Genomic DNA, 17441 nt, shown 5'->3' on the forward strand with positions numbered 1-17441 from the left:
ATGGCACTTCTCGAGAACCGGACCGCGGTCATCACCGGGGGCGCACAGGGCATCGGCCTCGCCGTCGCCGAGCGCTTCGTCGCGGAGGGGGCACGGGTGGTGCTCGCCGATCTCGACGGCGCCGCCGCCGAGGCCGCCGCCAAGGAGCTTGGACCGGACGTGGCCACCGGCGTGGCCTGCGACGTGGTGAGCGCCGATGACGTCGAACGCTCGCTGGAGACCGCGGTCGCGACGTACGGCTCGCTCGACATCGTCGTCAACAACGCCGGCATCACCCGCGACGCGACGATGCGGAAGATGACCGAGGACCAGTTCGACCAGGTCATCGCGGTGCACCTCAAGGGCTGCTGGCACGGCACCCGGCTCGCCGCCGCCCGGATGCGCGAGCAGAAGTCCGGCGCGATCGTGAACATCTCCTCGATCTCCGGCAAGGTCGGCATGGTCGGGCAGACCAACTACTCGGCCGCGAAGGCCGGCATCGTCGGCCTCACCAAGGCCGCGGCCAAGGAGATGGCCCACCACGGGGTTCGGGTCAACGCGATCCAGCCGGGGCTGATCCGGTCGGCGATGACCGAGGCGATGCCGCAGCGGATCTGGGACGAGAAGATGGCCGAGATCCCGATGGGCCGCGCCGGTGAGCCGGCCGAGATCGCCAACGTCGCGCTCTTCTACGCCTCCTCGCTCTCCTCGTACATGACCGGCACGGTCGCCGAGGTGACCGGCGGAAGGTTCATGTGAGCTGGCGTCCGCACCGGGTGACGTCGACCGAGGCCCTCGACGCGGGTCCGGTCGCCGCCCTCGGCGCTCTCCTCGACAGCGGCGCCCCGGTGCCGGCGGCTGGCGACGTACTTCCGCCGCTGTGGCACTGGGTGGCGCTGCCGCGCTGGCCGGCGTCGTCGGTCATCGGCGTCGACGGTCACCCGCGCCGCGGCGACTTCCTGCCGCCGATCGACCTGCCTCGGCGGATGTTCGCCGGCGGCGAGGTGACGTTCCACGGCGACCTCCGGGTCGACACCGAGGTCGTCCGCGAGTCCGAGGTCGTCTCGGTCGAGGAGAAGTCCGGCCGCAGCGGCCGCTTGGCGATCGTCACGGTGGTCACCCGGCTCCTCGACGCGGAGCGGGACGACCTGCTCGTGGAGGAGCGGCAGGACCTGATCTACCGCGATGCCGCACCGGCGCCGACGTCGTTCCCGGACCCCGAGCCCGCCTCGGCGATCGCACCGGCCGGCCCACCGCTGGTGGCCGAGGACGACGGCTGGCGGTTCGTCACCGACCCGACGCTGCTCATGAGGTTCAGCGCGGCGACCGCCAACCCGCACCGGATCCACTACGACTGGCCCTACGCCACCCGGGTCGAGGGCTATCCCGGGCTGGTGGTGCACGGCCCGCTCTCGACCCTCGTGCTCGCCGAGGCCCTTCGGCTGGCCCACCCCGACCGCGTCGTACGCCACCTGCTGCATCGCAACACCGCTCCCCTGTTCTGCGGCGACCCTGCCCAGGTCCGGGTCGACCGCCCCAACCCCGACACAACGCCCGACTCTGTCGAGGTCGCGCTGCGGCGCCCCGACGACACCGTGCTGGCCGACCTGACCGCCGACCTGACCCCCTCATCCCCGAAAGGCACCAACCATGAGTGACACTCGCCGCGACGTGGTCATCTGCGAACCCGTACGCACCCCGATCGGCCGCTACGGCGGCGCCTTCAAGGATCTGAGCCCGGTCGACCTCGGCGTCACCGCGCTGCAGGGGCTGCTCGCCCGCACCGGCATCGACCCGGAGCGGATCGACGACGTCATCCTCGGCCACTGCTACCCCAACGCCGAGGCACCGGCGATCGGGCGGGTGGTCGGACTCGACGCCGGGCTCCCGGTCACCGTCGGCGGTCAGCAGGTCGACCGACGCTGCGGCTCCGGGCTGCAGGCCGTCGCCAACGCGGTGATGCAGGTGGCCTCCGGCGCCAGCGAGATCGTGGTGGCCGGCGGCGCGGAGTCGATGAGCAACGTCGCCTTCTACTCCCTCGACATGCGCTGGGGCGGCGCGCGCACCGGCGTGCAGATCCACGACGGCCTCACCCGCGGCCGGCAGACCCCGGGCGGGCGGTTCCACCCGGTGCCCGGCGGCATGCTCGAGACCGCCGAGAACCTGCGCCGGGAGTACGCCATCGGCCGCGAGGAGCAGGACCGGCTCGCCGTCAGCTCCCACCAGCGCGCAGTCGCCGCCCAGCAGAGCGGTGTCTTCGCCGAGGAGATCGTGCCGGTCACCGTCCCGTCCCGGAAGGGCGATGTCATCGTCGACACCGACGAGCACCCCCGCGCCGACACCACTCTCGAGTCGCTCGCGAAGCTGCGGCCCATCCTCGGCTCTTCCGACCCCGAGGCGACCGTCACCGCCGGCAACGCCAGCGGCCAGAACGACGCCGCGGCCATGTGCCTGGTCACGACCGCCGACCTGGCCGAGAGCCTCGGCCTGCGGCCGCTGGTCCGGCTCGTGTCCTGGGCCGCCGCCGGCGTACGTCCTGACGTGATGGGCATCGGCCCCGTCCCCGCCACCGAGGCGGCCCTCGCCAAGGCTGGTCTGACCCTGGCCGACATCGACGTCATCGAGCTCAACGAGGCCTTCGCCGCCCAGGCGCTGGCGGTGATGCGCGAGTGGAAGTTCACCGACGAGGACCTCGAGCGCACCAACGTCCGCGGCTCCGGCATCTCCCTCGGCCACCCGGTCGGCGCCACCGGCGTACGGATGCTCGGCACGCTCGCCCGCGAGCTGCACCGCCGCGAGGCCCGCTACGGCCTCGAGACCATGTGCATCGGCGGCGGCCAGGGCCTCGCCGCCGTCTTCGAGCGGGTGGTCTGATGCGTACATTCACCTCGATCGCGGCGATCGAGGCCGCCGTCGGCGAGGAGCTCGGCACCACGGACTGGGTGCAGATGACCCAGGAGCGCGTGGACCGCTTCGCGGAGCTCAGCGGCGACCAGCAGTGGATCCACGTCGACGTCGAGCGTGCCACCGCCTCCGCCTTCGGCGGCACCATCGCGCACGGCTACCTCACGCTGTCGATGCTGCCGGCCTTCGCCGCCGAGCTCTACACCATCGACACCGGGTCCGCCCGGCTCAACTACGGCCTCGAGAAGGTGCGGTTCCCCGCGCCGGTCAAGGTCGGCACGAAGATCCGGGCCACACCGCGGATCAAGGACGTCCGGGCGGTCCCGGCCGGGACCCAGGTGCTGGTCGCCTGGACCGTCGATGCGGAGGGCACCGAGCGACCGGTCTGCGTCGCGGAGAGCATCACGCTGGTCCTTCCCTGACGCCGCACGAGTGCCGCCGATCGTCCCGTCGGGAGATCGGCGGCCTTGGCATGCCCGGGACACCATTGGGCTCATGAGTGATATCAATGCCATCTAGATTTGGTGTTGGACGCGCAATGGCACGGGTTCTTAGTGTGAACGCGGTCACACAGCATTCCGGTGCGTGACGACACACAATCCCCGGAGGAGCAGTCCCCATGACCCAGTCAACGCGCGTCCCCGACGAACGGATGGCCCGCAAGGCGGGCATCGCCGCCTTCGTCGGCACCACCATCGAGTGGTACGACTTCTACATCTACGGCACCGCGTCCGCTCTGGTCTTCGGGCCGCTGTTCTTCAGCAACGCCGAGCCCGCGGTCGCCACCCTGCTCTCCTTCGCGACGTTCGCCGTGGGCTTCCTGACCCGGCCGCTCGGCGGCGTGGTCTTCGGCCATCTCGGTGACCGGATCGGTCGCAAACGCTCCTTGATCTTGACGCTGCTGCTCATGGGTGTCACCACGGTCGGCGTCGGCCTGCTGCCGACGCACGCGGCCATCGGTGCCGCCGCACCGGTGCTGCTGATCGTGCTCCGGCTGCTGCAGGGCCTCGCCGTGGGCGGTGAGTGGGGCGGCGCGGTGCTGATCGCGACCGAGCACACCCGCCCCGACCGCGGCTTCCTGTTCGGCGCCTTCGCCCAGCAGGGCTCCCCCGCCGGCCGGATCCTGGCCACTCTCAGCTTCCTCGCCGTGACCGGCCTGCTCCCCGACGACGCGCTGCTCGAGTGGGCCTGGCGACTGCCGTTCCTGGCGTCGGCCGCGCTGGTCGTGGTCGGACTCGTGATCAGGCTCAGCCTCGAGGAGTCCCCGGCGATGAAGGATCTCCAGGAGCGCAACGAGGTCGTCCGGGTCCCGGTGGTCGAGCTGTTCCGCAGCAACTCCCGTGAGCTGACCCTCGGCGTCTTCGGCATCCTGTGCGTCTTCGTGGTCGTCTACGCCCGCGACACCTTCGCGCTCTCCTGGGCGACCACCCACCTCGGCTTCGAGAAGGACTCCTTCCTCACCATCATCCTGATCGCCAGCGTCGTGCAGTTCTTCGTGCAGCCGTTCGGCGCGGTGCTCGCCACCCGCTGGAACCCGCGCACCCTGGTCACCGTCCTGCTCGCCCTCGAGATTCCCGCGCTCGCGCTCATGTTCGTGCTGATGGGCACCGGGAACTGGACCCTCGCGATGATCGGCGCGGTGATGGCCACCATCCCCGACGTGATGTTCTACGCGGTCATGGCGGGCATGCTCGCCCAGGCCTTCCCGGCCCGGGTCCGCTACACCGGCATCTCGGTGACGTACGGCCTCTCCGGCGCCCTGTGCGGGACCACGCCGATGATCCTGCAGTGGCTCCTCGACACCTCCGGCAGCATCGCCGTGCCCGTCGCCTTCGGAGTCGTGACCACCGTGATCTCCCTGGTGTGCTCCCGCGCACTGCTCAGCCGGGGCGCCGCCGAGAGCGCCGAAGAGTCCACGACGGTGACCGCGGCACGCTGAGCCGCGGTCAGCGCCGGATCGTCACCTGGCGGCGCCCAGCGAGCTACGTGCGAGCTGGGCGACGCGCTGGTTGCTGATCCCGGTCTCCGCCGCGATCCGCCCGAACGACCAGCCGCGGCGCCTCAACAGCCGTACGGCCCGCGCACTCTCGTCGTTCAGATCCTCGAGGTGCCTGTCGACCTGGCAGCGCTGGTTCTCGAGATCACGAAGCGTCGCGGCCAGGTCGTCCGGCAGATCGGCAATGGCCCGGCGGGTCGGGGATCCGCCCGGTGCCAGCGCGTCGGGCGGGTTGAACGCCCACAGCGTGTAGTCGTCGGCCCACCGGATGAACCTGGCCATGCGGCTCTCGCGGTGGAACGTGTTCGGGACGTCGACGTGTCCCATGGGACGTGTCACCTCAGCTGTCATCTCCGGCTCCTTCACGTGGTCGGGCACAGGTGGGGGAAGGTCCTCGCCATCCATGATCCGGGGCCGGGATGACCGAGCCGTTGAGGTCCGGTAACGGGCAGGTAAGGGCGACCGAGCCAGCTCAGTCCGGCGGCGGCAGATCCAGCGTGTGCGCGACCCCGCCATCGATGTCCCTGAGTCGTACGGTCATCACCCGCGAGTCGCTGTCGATGCTGACCTCGCCGAAGTACTGGTAGCCGAATCCGGGATTGCTGACCTCCAGCGAGGGTGCTCCCTGGGAGAAGACGACCTCGGGCCCGAAGGTGCTGTCGACCGGGTTGGGCACCGGCTCGACCCCGACCGCGGCGTTGAGCGGTCCGGAGACGAACTCCCAGAACGGGTCGAAGTCGGTGAAGGCGGCACGCGACGGCTGGTAGTGGTGCGCCGCGGTGTAGTGCACGTCGCCGGTGAGCCAGACCATCCCGGTGATCCGGTTCCGCTTGGCGTACGACAGGAGCTCGGCGATCTCGAGCTCCCTGCCGAGCGGGTTGCCGTGGTCGCCTTGGGCGAGCGCCTCGACCGCCGCGCCGTCGGGGACGACGAGACTCAGCGGCATGTCCGCGGCGAGCACCTTCCAAGTCGCGCGCGAGGCCTTCAGCTGCTCCTTCAGCCAGGCGAGCTGCCGGCGGCCGAACACGCCGCCGTCGCTGACCGTCTCCAGGCCGGGAGTGTTCGGGTCCTTGTACGAGCGCATGTCGATCACGAACACGTCGAGGAGCTCGCCGTAGCGCTGGACCCGGTAGATACGGCCGTCGTCGTCGCTGCCCGTGCGGGTCGGCAGATACTCGTGGAAGGCGCGCCGGGCCCGGGCAGCGAGCACGTCGACCCGTTTCTCCGTGTAGCGGGAGTCGTCGAGGATCTCCCCCGGGTACCAGTTGTTGACGACCTCGTGGTCGTCCCAAGAGTTGATCTGGGCGACCTCGGCGTTGAACCGGCGCAGGTTGTCGTCCAGCAGGTTGTACCGATAGTTGCCCCGATACTCGTCGAGGGTCTCGGCGACCTTCGACTTCGCCGGTGTGACGAGGTTGCGCCACACGGTGCCGTCCGAGAGCGGCTTCTCGCTCGGGATCACGCCGTCGGCGTAGATCAGGTCTCCGGAGCAGAGGAAGAAGTCCGGGTCGAGCCGTCGCATCGACTCGAAGATCCGGTAGCCACCTCGGGAGGGGTTGATCCCCCATCCCTGGCCACCGAGATCGGCGGACCACACGAAGCGGATGTCGGAGCTCCCGACGGGTGCCGTACACAGCCGCCCGACCTGCGGCTCGCCGGTCACGCTGTCATCGTCGGGATCAGCGAGGACGACGCGGTAGTGGACGTCCTGTCCGGCGGGAAGGCCTCGCAGAAGGGTCTTCCCGGTCAGGTCGGTCCGGGTGCCGAGAAGCGGACCTCGTACGCGACGAACCCTCCGGAACGTCTCCGTCGGGCTGATGTCGACGTACATCCGGGCGATGCGGTCGGCACGCGCCCAGACGACGGCGGCGGAGGCCGACACGTCACCGGACTGGATGCCGTCGGTGAGCACCGGTCGCCCGGATCGCGCCAACAGCGGCGCGGCGGCCGAGCGATCGGGCAGCAGCAGGGCGGACCCGGCGGCGGCTCCACCGAGGAGAAGCGAGCGGCGACCGAGGGGTGAGAGCTGAGGCATGGCGACTCCGTGCGGGTCAGGGGGAGGTGAGCTCGCCGCACGTCGGTGCGGTCGCGGAGAAGCCGACCAGCGCTCGGCGTCGCTGCGATGAACCAGCCCGGCAGCGGCCTCTCACGGAGGGTCTCCACAGACCCACGGCCGACGCGCGACCCGCCATTGACCTGCGCCGATTGGGTTCCGGCATCGATCGATCGAAAGACCCGAACGGTTCACCGAAGCGACACGCTCCATTGATCGGCGCGCGCCACGCTCATCGCGACTCTCCTGGAGGCGAGATGGACATCAGGCTGCTGGAGTCGTTCCTGGCGATCGCCGAGGAGCGTCACTTCGGACGCGCGGCAGCCAGGCTGCACCTCGCCCAGCCGACCCTGAGCCAGCACCTCCAGCGGCTCGAACGGTCGGTGGGCGCGAAGCTGGTCGATCGGTCCTCGCACGCCGTGGACCTCACCGACGCCGGCCGTGCCTTCGAGCCGGATGCGCGTGCCGTTCTCGCCCATCTCGGCAGGGCCACGAGGTCCGCCCGCGATGCCGTCGAGGGGCATGCCGGGTCGCTCGAGGTGGGATTCAACTTCCCGGCCGGGCATCACGTGCTTCCGGCTGCTCTCCGCAGGCTGCGACAGGAGCACCCGGGGATCCGGGTCGACCTCGAGGAGTTGCGCTCCGGCCCTCAGCTCACGGCCCTGGCAGAACGCCGACTCGACGTGGGCCTGGTCTACGGGCGCCCGACGGCGCCCGACATCCGGTCCCACCACCTGATGACCCTCCGCCTGTGCGGCGTGGTCGGGCCGACCCACCAGTGGGCCCACCGGCCGGCCGCACCGTTCGCGGAGCTCGCTCGGCACCCGTGCGTCATGTTCGAGCGCCGCCAGTCCCCCGCCATGTACGACGTCATCCAGCAGGCTTCGGCCCGGGCCGGTATCGAGCTGGACATCGCGGAGATGGCGGACGATCCGGCAGCGACCGGGGTCCTGGTCAGCGCACACCAGCTGATCACCTTCGCCTCGGAGTCACGCGCCGTCCTGCTCGCCCGTTCAGGCACCGGGCTCACACCGGTCCGACTGCACAGCCCCGTTCCGAAACTGGATCTCTACGCCGCCTGGCGCGCCGACAACGACTCGCCCCTGCTGAGGTTCTTCCTCGGCACCCTCAGGACCGCTCAACAACCGGACGCGTAACCGACCGGCACCAACCTGATGCTCGGCGACACCTACGTCGCCGTCGCGGCGGGGCTGCAACATGCCCGAAACCCATGGCGACTAGCGTGCAGCCATGACGCGGGTGATCGAGCAGCAGTCGCGCGTGATCCACGGGTACAAACGCGCGTACCGAATCGGCGGTGACGGCTCCGCGATCATGTTCATCCACGGGATCGGCGACAGCTCGCGGACCTGGGACGACGTGCTGCCCATGTTCGCCGAGAACCATCTGGTCATCGCTCCCGATCTCCTCGGTCACGGCGATTCCGACAAGCCGCGCGCCGACTACTCGATCGGCGGGTTCGCCAACGGCATGCGCGACCTCCTGTCCGTGCTGGACGTGGAGCGAGTCACCCTCGTCGGCCATTCGCTCGGCGGCGGTGTCGCGATGCAGCTCGCCTATCAGTACCCGCAGCTGGTCGAGCGGATCGTGTTGGTGTCCAACGGCGGCTCCGGACGCGGTGTCTCGACCTGGCTGCGACTCGCCACCTTGCCGTTGGCGCCAGAGCTGCTCAAGCTGCTGAGGCTGCCGATCTCGCGGATCGGGTTGTCTGCCTCCCTCGGCCTGCTGCGCCGCATCGACCACGACCTGGGCGTCGATGTCTTGGACCTCGCCAGGATCGTCGACGCGCTGCCCGACCCTCACTCCCGCCAGGCGTTCGCCCGAACCCTGCGCGCCGTCGTCGACTGGCACGGCCAGGTCGTCACGATGCTCGATCGCAGCTACCTGGTCGAGGACATCCCGACGCTGATGATCTGGGGCGACCGCGACGGAGTCGTCCCCTTCCGACACTCCGGGCAGGCTCGGCTGGCGATGCCGCACGCAATGCTCGAAGTGTTCCACGGCGCCGGCCACTTCCCGTTCCGGTCCGACCCCGGGCGCTTCGTGATGACCGTCGAGCAGTTCATCCGCTCCACCGCACCCGCGACCTGGGACCAGCAGGTATGGCAGACGCGGCTGCGCAACGGCCCCGAACCGGGAGACCATCTTCATACGTGGACGGGCATCTGACCCGCGCACTACTCTGCGGACATGAACGACGTTGCCGCGCCTGATGCCACCACCAGAGGGGTGCGCGAGGTGAAGTCCGCCGCCCGCACGGTGGAGATCCTCGAGTTCCTCGCCGCGCGCCAGAACCGCCCGGTGCGGCTGCGCGAGCTGAGCGAGGCGCTCGGGGTTCCCCGCAGCAGCCTGCACGCCCTGCTCCGTACGCTCGCCAAGCACGGCTGGGTACGCAGCGACGCCACGGGCACGCTCTACGGCATCGGCATCCGGGCCCTGCTGGCCGGCACCAGCTATCTCGACACCGACCCCTACCTCCCGCAGGTGACCCCGTTCCTCGTCGAGCTCCGCGAGCAGCTCGACGAGACGTTCCACTTCGGGCGTCTCGACGGCACCGACGTGGTCTACCTCGCCACCCGCGAGTCGTCGCAGTACCTCCGCCCCTACAGCCGGGTCGGTCGCAGGCTCCCCGCCTACTCCACCTCGCTGGGCAAGGCGGTCCTGGCCGCGCAGCCCGAGGACGAGGTCGCCGACCACCTGCCGGCCGAGCTCGCGCCGCTCACCCCGCACACGATCACCGACCGGGGCGCACTGGCCGCCGAGCTCGACGCGACCCGCCGGCGCGGCTACGCGATCGACAACGAGGAGAACACCCTCGGGCTGCGCTGCATCGCCGTCGCCCTGGATTACGACGAGGCGGTCTCCGACGCGATCAGCGCGTCCATCCCGATCGCCCGGCTCACCCCGGAGCGGGAGGCCGAGGTCATCGCCGCCCTGCGCCAGGCGGCGGACCGGATCGTCCGTGTGGTCGGCCCGATCCGCAGCTCTCTCGCCTGGACCTGACTTCATATATCGAACCTTGTCCACGGATGTAGACGCATGACACAATCGCGGACGTGCCCTCCGCCTCTCCCACCACGCCGTTGAACGTGCTGGTGACCGAGCCGATCATGGCCCGGTTCACCGACGTGCTGACCCGGAAGGGCGCCTCACCGCACGAGTGGACGTTCGCCTGGGGAGACGACCCCCGGCTCGCCGAGGCCGCCGCGGCCGCCGACGTGCTGGTCTGCTCCTCGACGACGCCGGAGCTGCTGGCCACGATGCCCCGGCTCCGGCTGGTGCACGTGACCGGTGCCGGCGTGGACCGGATCCCGCTCGCGGCGCTGCCCGGCGACGTACGTCTGGCCAACACCTACCACCACGGCCGCTCCATCGCCGAGCACGTGATGATGGTGTCGATGATGCTGCTGCGCGGCGTTCTCCGGTCCGAGGCCGACATGCGCCGCGGCGTGTGGAGCAACGCGATCGTCTCCGGCGACTACCCCTTCGGCGGCGTGCTGGCCGGCCGTACCCTGGGCATCGTCGGCTTCGGCGAGATCGGCTCCAGCGTCGCCCGGCTCGGCTCCGCGATGGGGATGAGGGTCCGAGCCGTACGCCGCAACCCCGACGCCCCGCTGCCCGAGGGCGTCGAGCTGGACTGGGTCGGGCCCGACTCCGCCCTGCACGACCTGCTGGCCACCTCCGACGTGGTCGTCGTGACCGTGCCGCTGAGCGATGCGACCCGCGGGCTCATCGATGCCGCCGCCCTCGCCGCGATGCGGCCCAGCGCCGTGCTGGTCAACGTCGCCCGCGGCGCCGTGGTCGACGAGCAGGCGCTCCACGACGCGCTCACCGCCGGCACGATCGCCGGGGCCGGCATCGACGTGTGGTGGCGCAACCCCCGCGACCCCGACGCTCCGCCGCCCTCGCACCTCGACTTCACGGAACTGCCGAACGTCGTGCTGACCCCGCACCAGTCAGGACACACCGCCGAGGTGTTCGCCGGCCGCGCGCAGGACATCACCGACAACGTCGACGCGCTCGCCGACGGCCGGCCGCTGCGCAACCCGGTGACCAGGAGCTAGCCGAGGAGCTGGTCGACCACCAGCACGACGGCACCGAAGATCGACACCGCGATCGCCGTACGCCGCAACCGCACCGGCGACATCACCCGGTTGAGCAACAGCGACAGCCCCCATCCGACGAACGGAGCCGGCACGAGCGCCGCGGTGACCAGCAGGGTGCGCTGGTCGACGGACCCGGTGGCGGCCAGCGCGAGGAACGACAGCACCGAGCCGACGAGGAAGAACGTGCTCATCGAGCTGCGCAGCACCGCACCGTGCTTCTGCTGCCAGACCAGCGCCATCGGCGGGCCGCCGATCGAGGTGGCGGTGCCGAGCAGTCCCGAGGCCGCGCCCGCGGTGACGAGGTTGCGGCGTACCGGTCGCGGCTGCCAGCCCAGCGAGTTGAGGGCGACTCCGACCAGCACGACGCCGGCCAGCAGCAGGGCGAGGCCCCGTTCGGGCAGCGCCGCGACGAGCAGCGCTCCCGCGATCGTCCCGGGCACCCGGCCGAACAGCGCCCACCCGGTGCCACCGAGGTCGATGTGCTGTCGTTCGGTGACGACGACCATCACCGTGACCACGAAGGCGAGCATCACCAGCGTTCCGGGCAGCAGCCCCGGATCGACCAGGGCGACGACCGGGGCGGCGAGCATGCCCATGCCGAAGCCGATGGACGCCTGGAGCGCCGAGGCCAGGACGACGGCGATGGCGATGAGCGCGAAGGATCCGAGCGAGAGTCCCATCAGCCCGCCTGGGCCGCGGCCATCTCCTGCTCCTCCGCCCCCAGTGGATGGAAGCACTCAGCGGTGTGACCGCCGTCGACCGGGTCGACGGCGAGCGGCGGGAGCGCGGTGGCGCACTCGTCGGTCGCCTTCCAGCAGCGGGTCCGGAACCGGCAGCCGGACGGCGGGTTGAGCGGCGAGGGGATCTCGCCGGACAGGATGATCTGCTCGCGCCGGCGCTCGTGGTCGAGCGAGGGCGCCGCCGACAGGAGCGCCCCGGTGTAGGGGTGCTGGGGCCGCTCGAACGTCGACTCGGTCTCGCCCTGCTCGACGATCCGGCCCAGGTACATCACCACGACCCGGTCGGCGACGTGCCGCACCACCGACAGGTCGTGCGAGATGAACAGGTACGCCACCCCGAGCTCCTGCTGCAGGTCGTTGAGCAGGTTCAGCACCTGTGCCTGCACCGACAGGTCGAGCGCGGAGACCGGTTCGTCGCAGACGATCACGTCGGGGTTGAGCGCGAGCGCGCGGGCGATGCCGAGACGCTGCCGCTGGCCGCCGGAGAACTCCTGCGGATACTTCCCGGCGTCGCCGGGCCGCAGCCCGACCAGGTCCAGCAGCTCGCGCACCCGCGCCGCCCGCTCACGCGAGGTCTTGTGGAGACCGGTGTGGGTACGCCACGGCTCGCTGACGATGTCGCCCGCCGACATCCTGGCGTTGAGCGATGCGAAGGGGTCCTGGAACACCATCTGCACCCGGCGCCGGAACGCCAGCAGGTCGGCGCCCTTGGTCGTCGTCGGGTCGACCCCGTCGAAGCGTACGGAGCCGCCGTCGGGGGTCTCCAGCATGAGCAGCGTGCGGGCCAGCGTGGACTTGCCGCAGCCGGACTCTCCCACCAGGCCGAGGGTCTCGCCCCGGTGCAGGTCGAGGGTCACGCCGTCGAGCGCTCGCAGCTCCTTGCGCTTTCCGGCGTGGCGTACCGGGAAGATCTTGGTGAGGTCGCGGACCTCGAGAAGCGGTGCGGAGCTCATCGGTTCACCTCGTCGGGGAAGTGGCAGGCGGAAAGGTGGCCGGGGGCGACCTCACGGGCCACGGGCCGCTCCTCGCGGCAGCGGTCGCGCGCGATCGGGCAGCGGTCCTGGTAGACGCAGCCGGCCGGGATCGCGGCCAGCTCGGGCGGCGAACCGCCGATCGACTTGAGCTCCGCACCGCGCTCGGCGTGCACAGGCACCGACTCCAGCAGGCCGGCGGTGTAGGGGTGCTTCGGGGAGCCGAAGACCTCCTCGACCAGGCCCTGCTCGACCACGTTGCCGGCGTACATCACCACCACCCGGTCGGCCTGCTCGAAGACCAGAGCGAGGTCGTGGGTGATCAGCACGACCGCCATGTCGCGCTCCTCGCGCAGGTCCTTGAGCAGACTCATGATCTGGGCCTGGACCGTGACGTCGAGCGCGGTGGTCGGCTCGTCGGCGAGCAGCACGGCCGGCGACAGTGCCACGCCGATCGCGATCAGCAGCCGCTGCCGCATGCCGCCGGAGAACTGGTGCGGGTAGGAGTCGATCCGGGTCTCCGGCTCGGGGATGCCGACCCGGCGCATCAGCTCGATGGCCTCCTTGCGGGCGGCCTTCTTGGACAGGCCACGGTGGATCCGGAACGGCTCGGCCAGCTGCGTACCCACGGTGTAGACGGGGTTGAGCGCGGTGAGGGCGTCCTGGAAGACGATCGCCAGCTCCTTGCCGGCGATGTCGCGCCGGCGCCTCGCCGAGGCGGTCCGCAGGTCGGTGGTGCCACCGTCACCGGTGATACGAACGGCACCCTCGGTCACGTCGGCGACCGGCTCCAGCAGGCCGACGACCGCGGTGGCGGTCATCGACTTGCCGCAGCCCGACTCCCCGAGCAGCGCGAGGGTCTCGCCCCGGCGCGCTTGGAAGGTCACCTTGTCGACGGCTCGGACGACACCGTGGGGCGTGCGGATGTCGACGCTCATGCCGTCGACGTCGAGGGCGATGGCCTTCTCGGTCAGAGTGCTGGTCACTGGGCGTCCTCCGTAGCGGTCGGGGTGACGGTGGGGGTGACGGTCGGGGTGGCGCGGCGACGCTGCCGCCGCGGGACGGTGAGCCGCCACCGCTGAGCGGGATCGGTGGCCAGCCGCACCCACGCGGCGAGCACGGCGGCGGACACCGTCGCGATCACGATGGCCAGGCCCGGGAAGAACGAGAGCCACCATGCGGTCTGCAGGTAGTTCTGCCCCTGGGCGACCATCAGACCCCAGCTGACGTCGGGTGCCTGGATGCCGATGCCGAGGAAGCTCAGCGACGACTCGGCGAGCATGACGTAGCAGAAGTCGAGCGTGGCGACCGTCAGCAGCGTCGGCAGCACGATCGGGAAGACGTGACGGCGGATGATGCTGAAGCTCCCGGCGCCGAACGTACGGGCCGCGTCGACGAAGACCCGGCTCTGCAGCTCGGCCGACTCGGCCCGTGCGGTGCGCAGGTAGATCGGGATGCGGGTGATCGCCAGCACGATGACGATGTTGCGGGGGCTGGGCGAGTAGACGTAGAGGACGACGACCGCCATCAGCAGCGACGGGAAGCTCAGGATCACATCGGCGATCCGCATCACGAGGGTCTCGCGCCAGCCGCGGTGGTAGCCGGCCCACATGCCGATCACCGAGCCCACGACCAGCGAGATCAGCACCGCCGGGATGGCCACGCCGAGGGTCGTCCGGGTCGCGACGATGATCCGGGCCAGGATGCTGCGCCCGAGCGAGTCCGTGCCGAGGACGTAGAGCCAGCCGTCGAGCTCGAGCGGCGCCTTGTTGCCTCGGGTCAGATCCTGGGCGTTGGCCTCGCTGCCGAGCAGGACCGGCCCGAAGACCGCCACGAGCAGGATGAGGCAGAGGATCACGGCGGCCACGGTCGCGACCTTGTCGCGCAGCAGCATCCGCCAGTAGCTCACCCTGCCGGAGCGGCTCGGGGCTTCAACGGAGTCGGTGGTGGTGGAGCTCATCGGTTCTCCTCTCTCACACCATCGCCTTGTCGCGCACACGGGCGTCGAGCAGGGCGTAGCAGATGTCGATGGCGATGTTGAGCAGGAAGATCGTCACCGCGGTGAGCAGCACGGCCGCCTGCAGGATGGCGAAGTCGCGACCGGTGATCGAGTCGATCATCAGCTTGCCGATGCCGGGCCAGCCGAAGATCGACTCCACGACCACGGCACCGTTGACCAGCCCGACCGCCAGGTCGCCGGCCACGGTCAGCGCCGGGGCGGCGGCGTTGCGCAGGGCGTGGTGAGCGACGACCCGACGGCTGTCGGCACCCTTGCTGCGTGCCAGCCGGACGTACGGCGCGGACAGGGCCGCCACCATCGCGCCCCGCACCACCTGGGTGAGCACGCCGACGGGGCGCAGCAGCAGGGTCGCGATCGGCAGGACCCAGGAGAGCGGCCCGGCGTCGACACCCGAGGTCGGCAGCACCCCGAGCATCACGGCGAAGACCCAGACCCCCATGATGGCGAGCCAGAAGTCGGGGACGCTCGCGGCCGTCATCGACAGGAACGACGCGAACCGGTCGGCCAGCGAGTTCGGACGGTACGCCGCCCACGAGCCGATCACGACGGCGAGGACGACCGCGATCAGCATCGTGGTGATCGCCAGCTGGAGCGTCGCGGGGAAGGCCCGCAACGCCATCGCGGCCGCGGACTCACCCGTGCTCAGCGAGGTGCCGAAGTCGAGGCGAAGGATGCCCTGGAGGTAGTCGACCAGCTGCTGCCAGACCGGCAGGTCGAGGCCGTTGACCGCGCGGAAGGTCTCCTTCTGGGCCTCGGTGGCGTTCTCCGGCAGGTACAGGCTGGCCGGGTCGCCGGTGAGGCGGGCCAGGAAGAACACTCCGAGCAGCACCACGACGAGCGGCAGCAGCGAGGTGAGGGCTCGCTTGCGGAGGAACGTCACCATCGATGACCTCCTGGGTGAGTCGCGGCCGGGATCACTTGGCCGGCTTCATCTCGGTCACGCGCATCTCGTCGCCGGTAGCCGAGTTGGGCTCGTACTCGACGTTGTCCGACTCGCCGATGATGCCGGTCATGTGTGCGATGTAGGCGAACTGCGAGACCTTCTCCGGCTCGTCGGCGAAGATCCCGGCGAACGCGGCCTGGCGGTCATCACCCTCGGCCTTGTCGGCGGCCCCGATCTGGGCGTCGAACTCCGGGGTGCCGAACGTCGACTGGGCGCCGTCGCTGAGCATGTACTGGTCGACGGAGAACTGGGCGTCACCGGCCTGGTTGCCATGCTGGACCAGGATGATGTACGGCCCGGTGTTCTCGGGGAACGGGCGGGACTGGTACTCGACCGACGCGGCCGTGTCCATCATCTCGATGGAGACGTTGAGACCGATGTCCTCGAGCGCCTTCTGGACGACCTCGACGGTCTCGCCGACCTTGGGGAAGAGGCCGTTGCGGGAGATCAGCCGGATCTTGGTGTCGGTCGGCACGCCGTCGGCCTTCGCCTCGGCGATGAGCGACTTCGCCTTCTCCGGGTCGTACGGCCACGCCTCCAAGTCCGGGTTGTGGCCCACGACGCCCTCGGGCACCAGCTGGGAGGCGACCTCGGCGTAGCCCTCGAAGAGGCTGTCGACGATGGACTCGCGGTCGATCGCGTAGTTGATCGCCTGGCGCACCCGGATGTCGTCGAGCGGAGCGTACGTACCGGTCGAGCGCAGCGCGGTCGTCTCGTTGTTCGGGTAGCGGACCGCGGCGTCGCCGGAGAGGTCCTCGGGCGCGAGCCCGGTGGCGATGTCGGCCTCGTTGTTGGTGATCATCGCGGCGCGCACGCTGCCCTCCTCACGCCACTGGTACTCCGCCAACTTGTAGGCAGGGGCGTCGCCCCAGTAGGTGTCGTTGACCGCGAGGGTCAGCTTGGTGCCGTTCTGCCAGTCCTCGATCTTGTAGGGGCCGGTGCCGATCGGCTCGCGCACCTTGGCGGTGTCGCTCGTCGACGCGGGCACGACCTCGATGAAGGAGAGGCGCAGCGGAAGGATCGGGTCGGCCTCTGCGGTGGTCACCTCGAGGTGGGTGGCGTCGACGGCCTCGGCCTGGAGCTCGTCGTCACCGAAGACGTACCCCTCGACGTTGCAGCCGAAGGTGCCGTTGACCGCGCGGTCGATGGAGTGCGCGGCGGCCTCGGCGTCGAAGGCGGAGCCGTCGGAGAACTTCACGCCCTCACGCAGCGTGAAGGTCCACTTGGTCGGCTCGGTCTGCTCCCACTCGGTGGCGAGCAGCGGCTGGAGCTCGCCGGAGGCGGGGTCACGCTCGACCAGCGGCTCGGTGATGTTGGAGCGTACGACGACGCCCGTCGAGGTCAGGTTGGCATCGCACGGTTCGAGGGTCGGCGGCTCCTGCGGAAGCACGATCCGGACCGTGTCACCGGCGGCGCCGGCACTGTCGGAGTTGGCGACGCCACACGCCGAGAGGGTGAGCGAGACAGCCATGAGCGAGGCGCTTGCGAGTCCGAAGCGGGACCGCAGCGAGGGACGAAAGTTCATGCGACTGTTCCTCCAGTCGATCGGCGACATCTACATATGTGGACGTCGTTGTCATTCGTGGATGAACCGTACGAGCGAGTTTTGTGTGACGTCAAGCACGTCAGGCAATGCTCATGAGGCATCGAGCGATGCCGTCACGATGTTGGACGCGTATCGCTTCCGCTACCTAGCCTCGGGATCTCC

General features: G+C 70.2%; 17 protein-coding genes. 9 read left to right on the forward strand and 8 right to left on the reverse strand.

From position 1 onward, the window contains the following. The 5 genes from fabG (at position 1) to ACFX43_RS07460 (ending at position 4822) form a co-directional block, all read left to right on the forward strand. Entirely contained in the window at positions 1–738 is a 738-nt protein-coding gene (gene fabG / locus ACFX43_RS07440) for a 3-oxoacyl-ACP reductase FabG (RefSeq protein WP_378818912.1), read from the forward strand. After that, the gene (locus tag ACFX43_RS07445; protein ID WP_378818914.1) at positions 735–1637 is read left to right on the forward strand and encodes a MaoC family dehydratase N-terminal domain-containing protein; all 903 of its coding nucleotides are present in this window, start codon (positions 735–737) and stop codon (positions 1635–1637) included. The genes fabG and ACFX43_RS07445 overlap by 4 nt, the downstream gene beginning before the upstream one ends. Beyond that, entirely contained in the window at positions 1630–2853 is a 1224-nt protein-coding gene (locus tag ACFX43_RS07450; RefSeq protein ID WP_378818916.1) for an acetyl-CoA C-acetyltransferase, read from the forward strand. The genes ACFX43_RS07445 and ACFX43_RS07450 overlap by 8 nt, the downstream gene beginning before the upstream one ends. Next, positions 2853–3305, forward strand: a complete 453-nt coding sequence (locus ACFX43_RS07455; RefSeq protein WP_378818919.1) for a MaoC family dehydratase — start codon at positions 2853–2855, stop codon at positions 3303–3305. Before ACFX43_RS07450 ends, ACFX43_RS07455 begins: the two co-directional genes overlap by 1 nt. 197 nt (positions 3306–3502) lie before the next feature. Beyond that, entirely contained in the window at positions 3503–4822 is a 1320-nt protein-coding gene (locus tag ACFX43_RS07460; protein ID WP_378818922.1) for an MFS transporter, read from the forward strand. Positions 4823–4843: 21 nt separating this feature from the next. Here the strand turns inward: ACFX43_RS07460 and ACFX43_RS07465 are convergent, their stop codons facing one another. Together ACFX43_RS07465 and ACFX43_RS07470 are read right to left on the reverse strand one after the other, a co-directional pair. Next, positions 4844–5230, reverse strand: coding sequence for a hypothetical protein (locus ACFX43_RS07465; protein ID WP_378818924.1), 387 nt, complete (start codon positions 5228–5230; stop codon positions 4844–4846). A 121-nt stretch (positions 5231–5351) separates the two neighbouring features. Then, complete coding sequence (locus ACFX43_RS07470) at positions 5352–6914, reverse strand: alkaline phosphatase D family protein (protein WP_378818927.1); 1563 nt, start codon at positions 6912–6914, stop codon at positions 5352–5354. Between the two features lie 275 nt (positions 6915–7189). On the opposite strand from ACFX43_RS07470, the gene ACFX43_RS07475 reads away from it, so the two are divergent. From ACFX43_RS07475 to ACFX43_RS07490, 4 genes are all read left to right on the forward strand, one after another. After that, complete coding sequence (locus tag ACFX43_RS07475; protein WP_378818930.1) at positions 7190–8089, forward strand: LysR family transcriptional regulator; 900 nt, start codon at positions 7190–7192, stop codon at positions 8087–8089. 94 nt (positions 8090–8183) lie between these two features. Then, the gene (locus ACFX43_RS07480; protein WP_378818932.1) at positions 8184–9122 is read left to right on the forward strand and encodes an alpha/beta fold hydrolase; all 939 of its coding nucleotides are present in this window, start codon (positions 8184–8186) and stop codon (positions 9120–9122) included. Positions 9123–9143: 21 nt separating this feature from the next. Continuing rightward, positions 9144–9956 carry an IclR family transcriptional regulator gene (locus ACFX43_RS07485; RefSeq protein ID WP_378818935.1) on the forward strand — a complete coding sequence of 271 codons (813 nt, stop codon included), beginning with the start codon at positions 9144–9146 and terminating at the stop codon, positions 9954–9956. 53 nt (positions 9957–10009) lie between these two features. Continuing rightward, a complete protein-coding gene (locus tag ACFX43_RS07490) occupies positions 10010–11017 on the forward strand; it encodes a 2-hydroxyacid dehydrogenase (RefSeq protein WP_378818937.1) in 1008 nt (335 codons plus the stop codon). Here ACFX43_RS07490 and ACFX43_RS07495 read toward each other — a convergent pair. The 6 genes from ACFX43_RS07495 to ACFX43_RS07520 are packed head-to-tail and all read right to left on the reverse strand — an operon-like array spanning position 11014 to position 17258. Beyond that, positions 11014–11739: a sulfite exporter TauE/SafE family protein gene (locus ACFX43_RS07495; RefSeq protein WP_378818940.1), complete on the reverse strand. Its 726-nt coding sequence runs from the start codon at positions 11737–11739 to the stop codon at positions 11014–11016. The genes ACFX43_RS07490 and ACFX43_RS07495 overlap by 4 nt on opposite strands. Further along, positions 11739–12752: an ABC transporter ATP-binding protein gene (locus ACFX43_RS07500; protein WP_378818943.1), complete on the reverse strand. Its 1014-nt coding sequence runs from the start codon at positions 12750–12752 to the stop codon at positions 11739–11741. The genes ACFX43_RS07495 and ACFX43_RS07500 overlap by 1 nt, the downstream gene beginning before the upstream one ends. Next, positions 12749–13708: an ABC transporter ATP-binding protein gene (locus tag ACFX43_RS07505; protein ID WP_378840772.1), complete on the reverse strand. Its 960-nt coding sequence runs from the start codon at positions 13706–13708 to the stop codon at positions 12749–12751. The genes ACFX43_RS07500 and ACFX43_RS07505 overlap by 4 nt, the downstream gene beginning before the upstream one ends. 44 nt (positions 13709–13752) lie before the next feature. Further along, positions 13753–14730 carry an ABC transporter permease gene (locus tag ACFX43_RS07510; RefSeq protein ID WP_378818946.1) on the reverse strand — a complete coding sequence of 326 codons (978 nt, stop codon included), beginning with the start codon at positions 14728–14730 and terminating at the stop codon, positions 13753–13755. A gap of 13 nt (positions 14731–14743) precedes the next feature. After that, a complete protein-coding gene (locus tag ACFX43_RS07515; protein ID WP_378818949.1) occupies positions 14744–15673 on the reverse strand; it encodes an ABC transporter permease in 930 nt (309 codons plus the stop codon). A gap of 31 nt (positions 15674–15704) precedes the next feature. Next, complete coding sequence (locus tag ACFX43_RS07520; protein ID WP_378818952.1) at positions 15705–17258, reverse strand: ABC transporter substrate-binding protein; 1554 nt, start codon at positions 17256–17258, stop codon at positions 15705–15707. Positions 17259–17441 lie beyond the last annotated feature (183 nt).

It is taken from the genome of Nocardioides sp. YIM B13467, from assembly GCF_042788075.1.
GTDB lineage: Bacteria > Actinomycetota > Actinomycetes > Propionibacteriales > Nocardioidaceae > Nocardioides.

Excerpts from the sequence above, each read along its gene's own strand:
- fabG (WP_378818912.1), top strand. The coding sequence starts at position 1 with ATGGCACTTCTCGAGAACCGGACCGCGGTCATCACCGGGGGCGCACAG.
- ACFX43_RS07450 (WP_378818916.1), top strand. The coding sequence starts at position 1,630 with ATGAGTGACACTCGCCGCGACGTGGTCATCTGCGAACCCGTACGCACC.
- ACFX43_RS07455 (WP_378818919.1), top strand. The coding sequence starts at position 2,853 with ATGCGTACATTCACCTCGATCGCGGCGATCGAGGCCGCCGTCGGCGAG.
- ACFX43_RS07460 (WP_378818922.1), top strand. The coding sequence starts at position 3,503 with ATGACCCAGTCAACGCGCGTCCCCGACGAACGGATGGCCCGCAAGGCG.
- ACFX43_RS07465 (WP_378818924.1), bottom strand. The coding sequence starts at position 5,230 with ATGACAGCTGAGGTGACACGTCCCATGGGACACGTCGACGTCCCGAAC.
- ACFX43_RS07470 (WP_378818927.1), bottom strand. The coding sequence starts at position 6,914 with ATGCCTCAGCTCTCACCCCTCGGTCGCCGCTCGCTTCTCCTCGGTGGA.
- ACFX43_RS07475 (WP_378818930.1), top strand. The coding sequence starts at position 7,190 with ATGGACATCAGGCTGCTGGAGTCGTTCCTGGCGATCGCCGAGGAGCGT.
- ACFX43_RS07480 (WP_378818932.1), top strand. The coding sequence starts at position 8,184 with ATGACGCGGGTGATCGAGCAGCAGTCGCGCGTGATCCACGGGTACAAA.
- ACFX43_RS07485 (WP_378818935.1), top strand. The coding sequence starts at position 9,144 with ATGAACGACGTTGCCGCGCCTGATGCCACCACCAGAGGGGTGCGCGAG.
- ACFX43_RS07495 (WP_378818940.1), bottom strand. The coding sequence starts at position 11,739 with ATGGGACTCTCGCTCGGATCCTTCGCGCTCATCGCCATCGCCGTCGTC.
- ACFX43_RS07500 (WP_378818943.1), bottom strand. The coding sequence starts at position 12,752 with ATGAGCTCCGCACCGCTTCTCGAGGTCCGCGACCTCACCAAGATCTTC.
- ACFX43_RS07505 (WP_378840772.1), bottom strand. The coding sequence starts at position 13,708 with ATGAGCGTCGACATCCGCACGCCCCACGGTGTCGTCCGAGCCGTCGAC.
- ACFX43_RS07510 (WP_378818946.1), bottom strand. The coding sequence starts at position 14,730 with ATGAGCTCCACCACCACCGACTCCGTTGAAGCCCCGAGCCGCTCCGGC.
- ACFX43_RS07515 (WP_378818949.1), bottom strand. The coding sequence starts at position 15,673 with ATGGTGACGTTCCTCCGCAAGCGAGCCCTCACCTCGCTGCTGCCGCTC.
- ACFX43_RS07520 (WP_378818952.1), bottom strand. The coding sequence starts at position 17,258 with ATGAACTTTCGTCCCTCGCTGCGGTCCCGCTTCGGACTCGCAAGCGCC.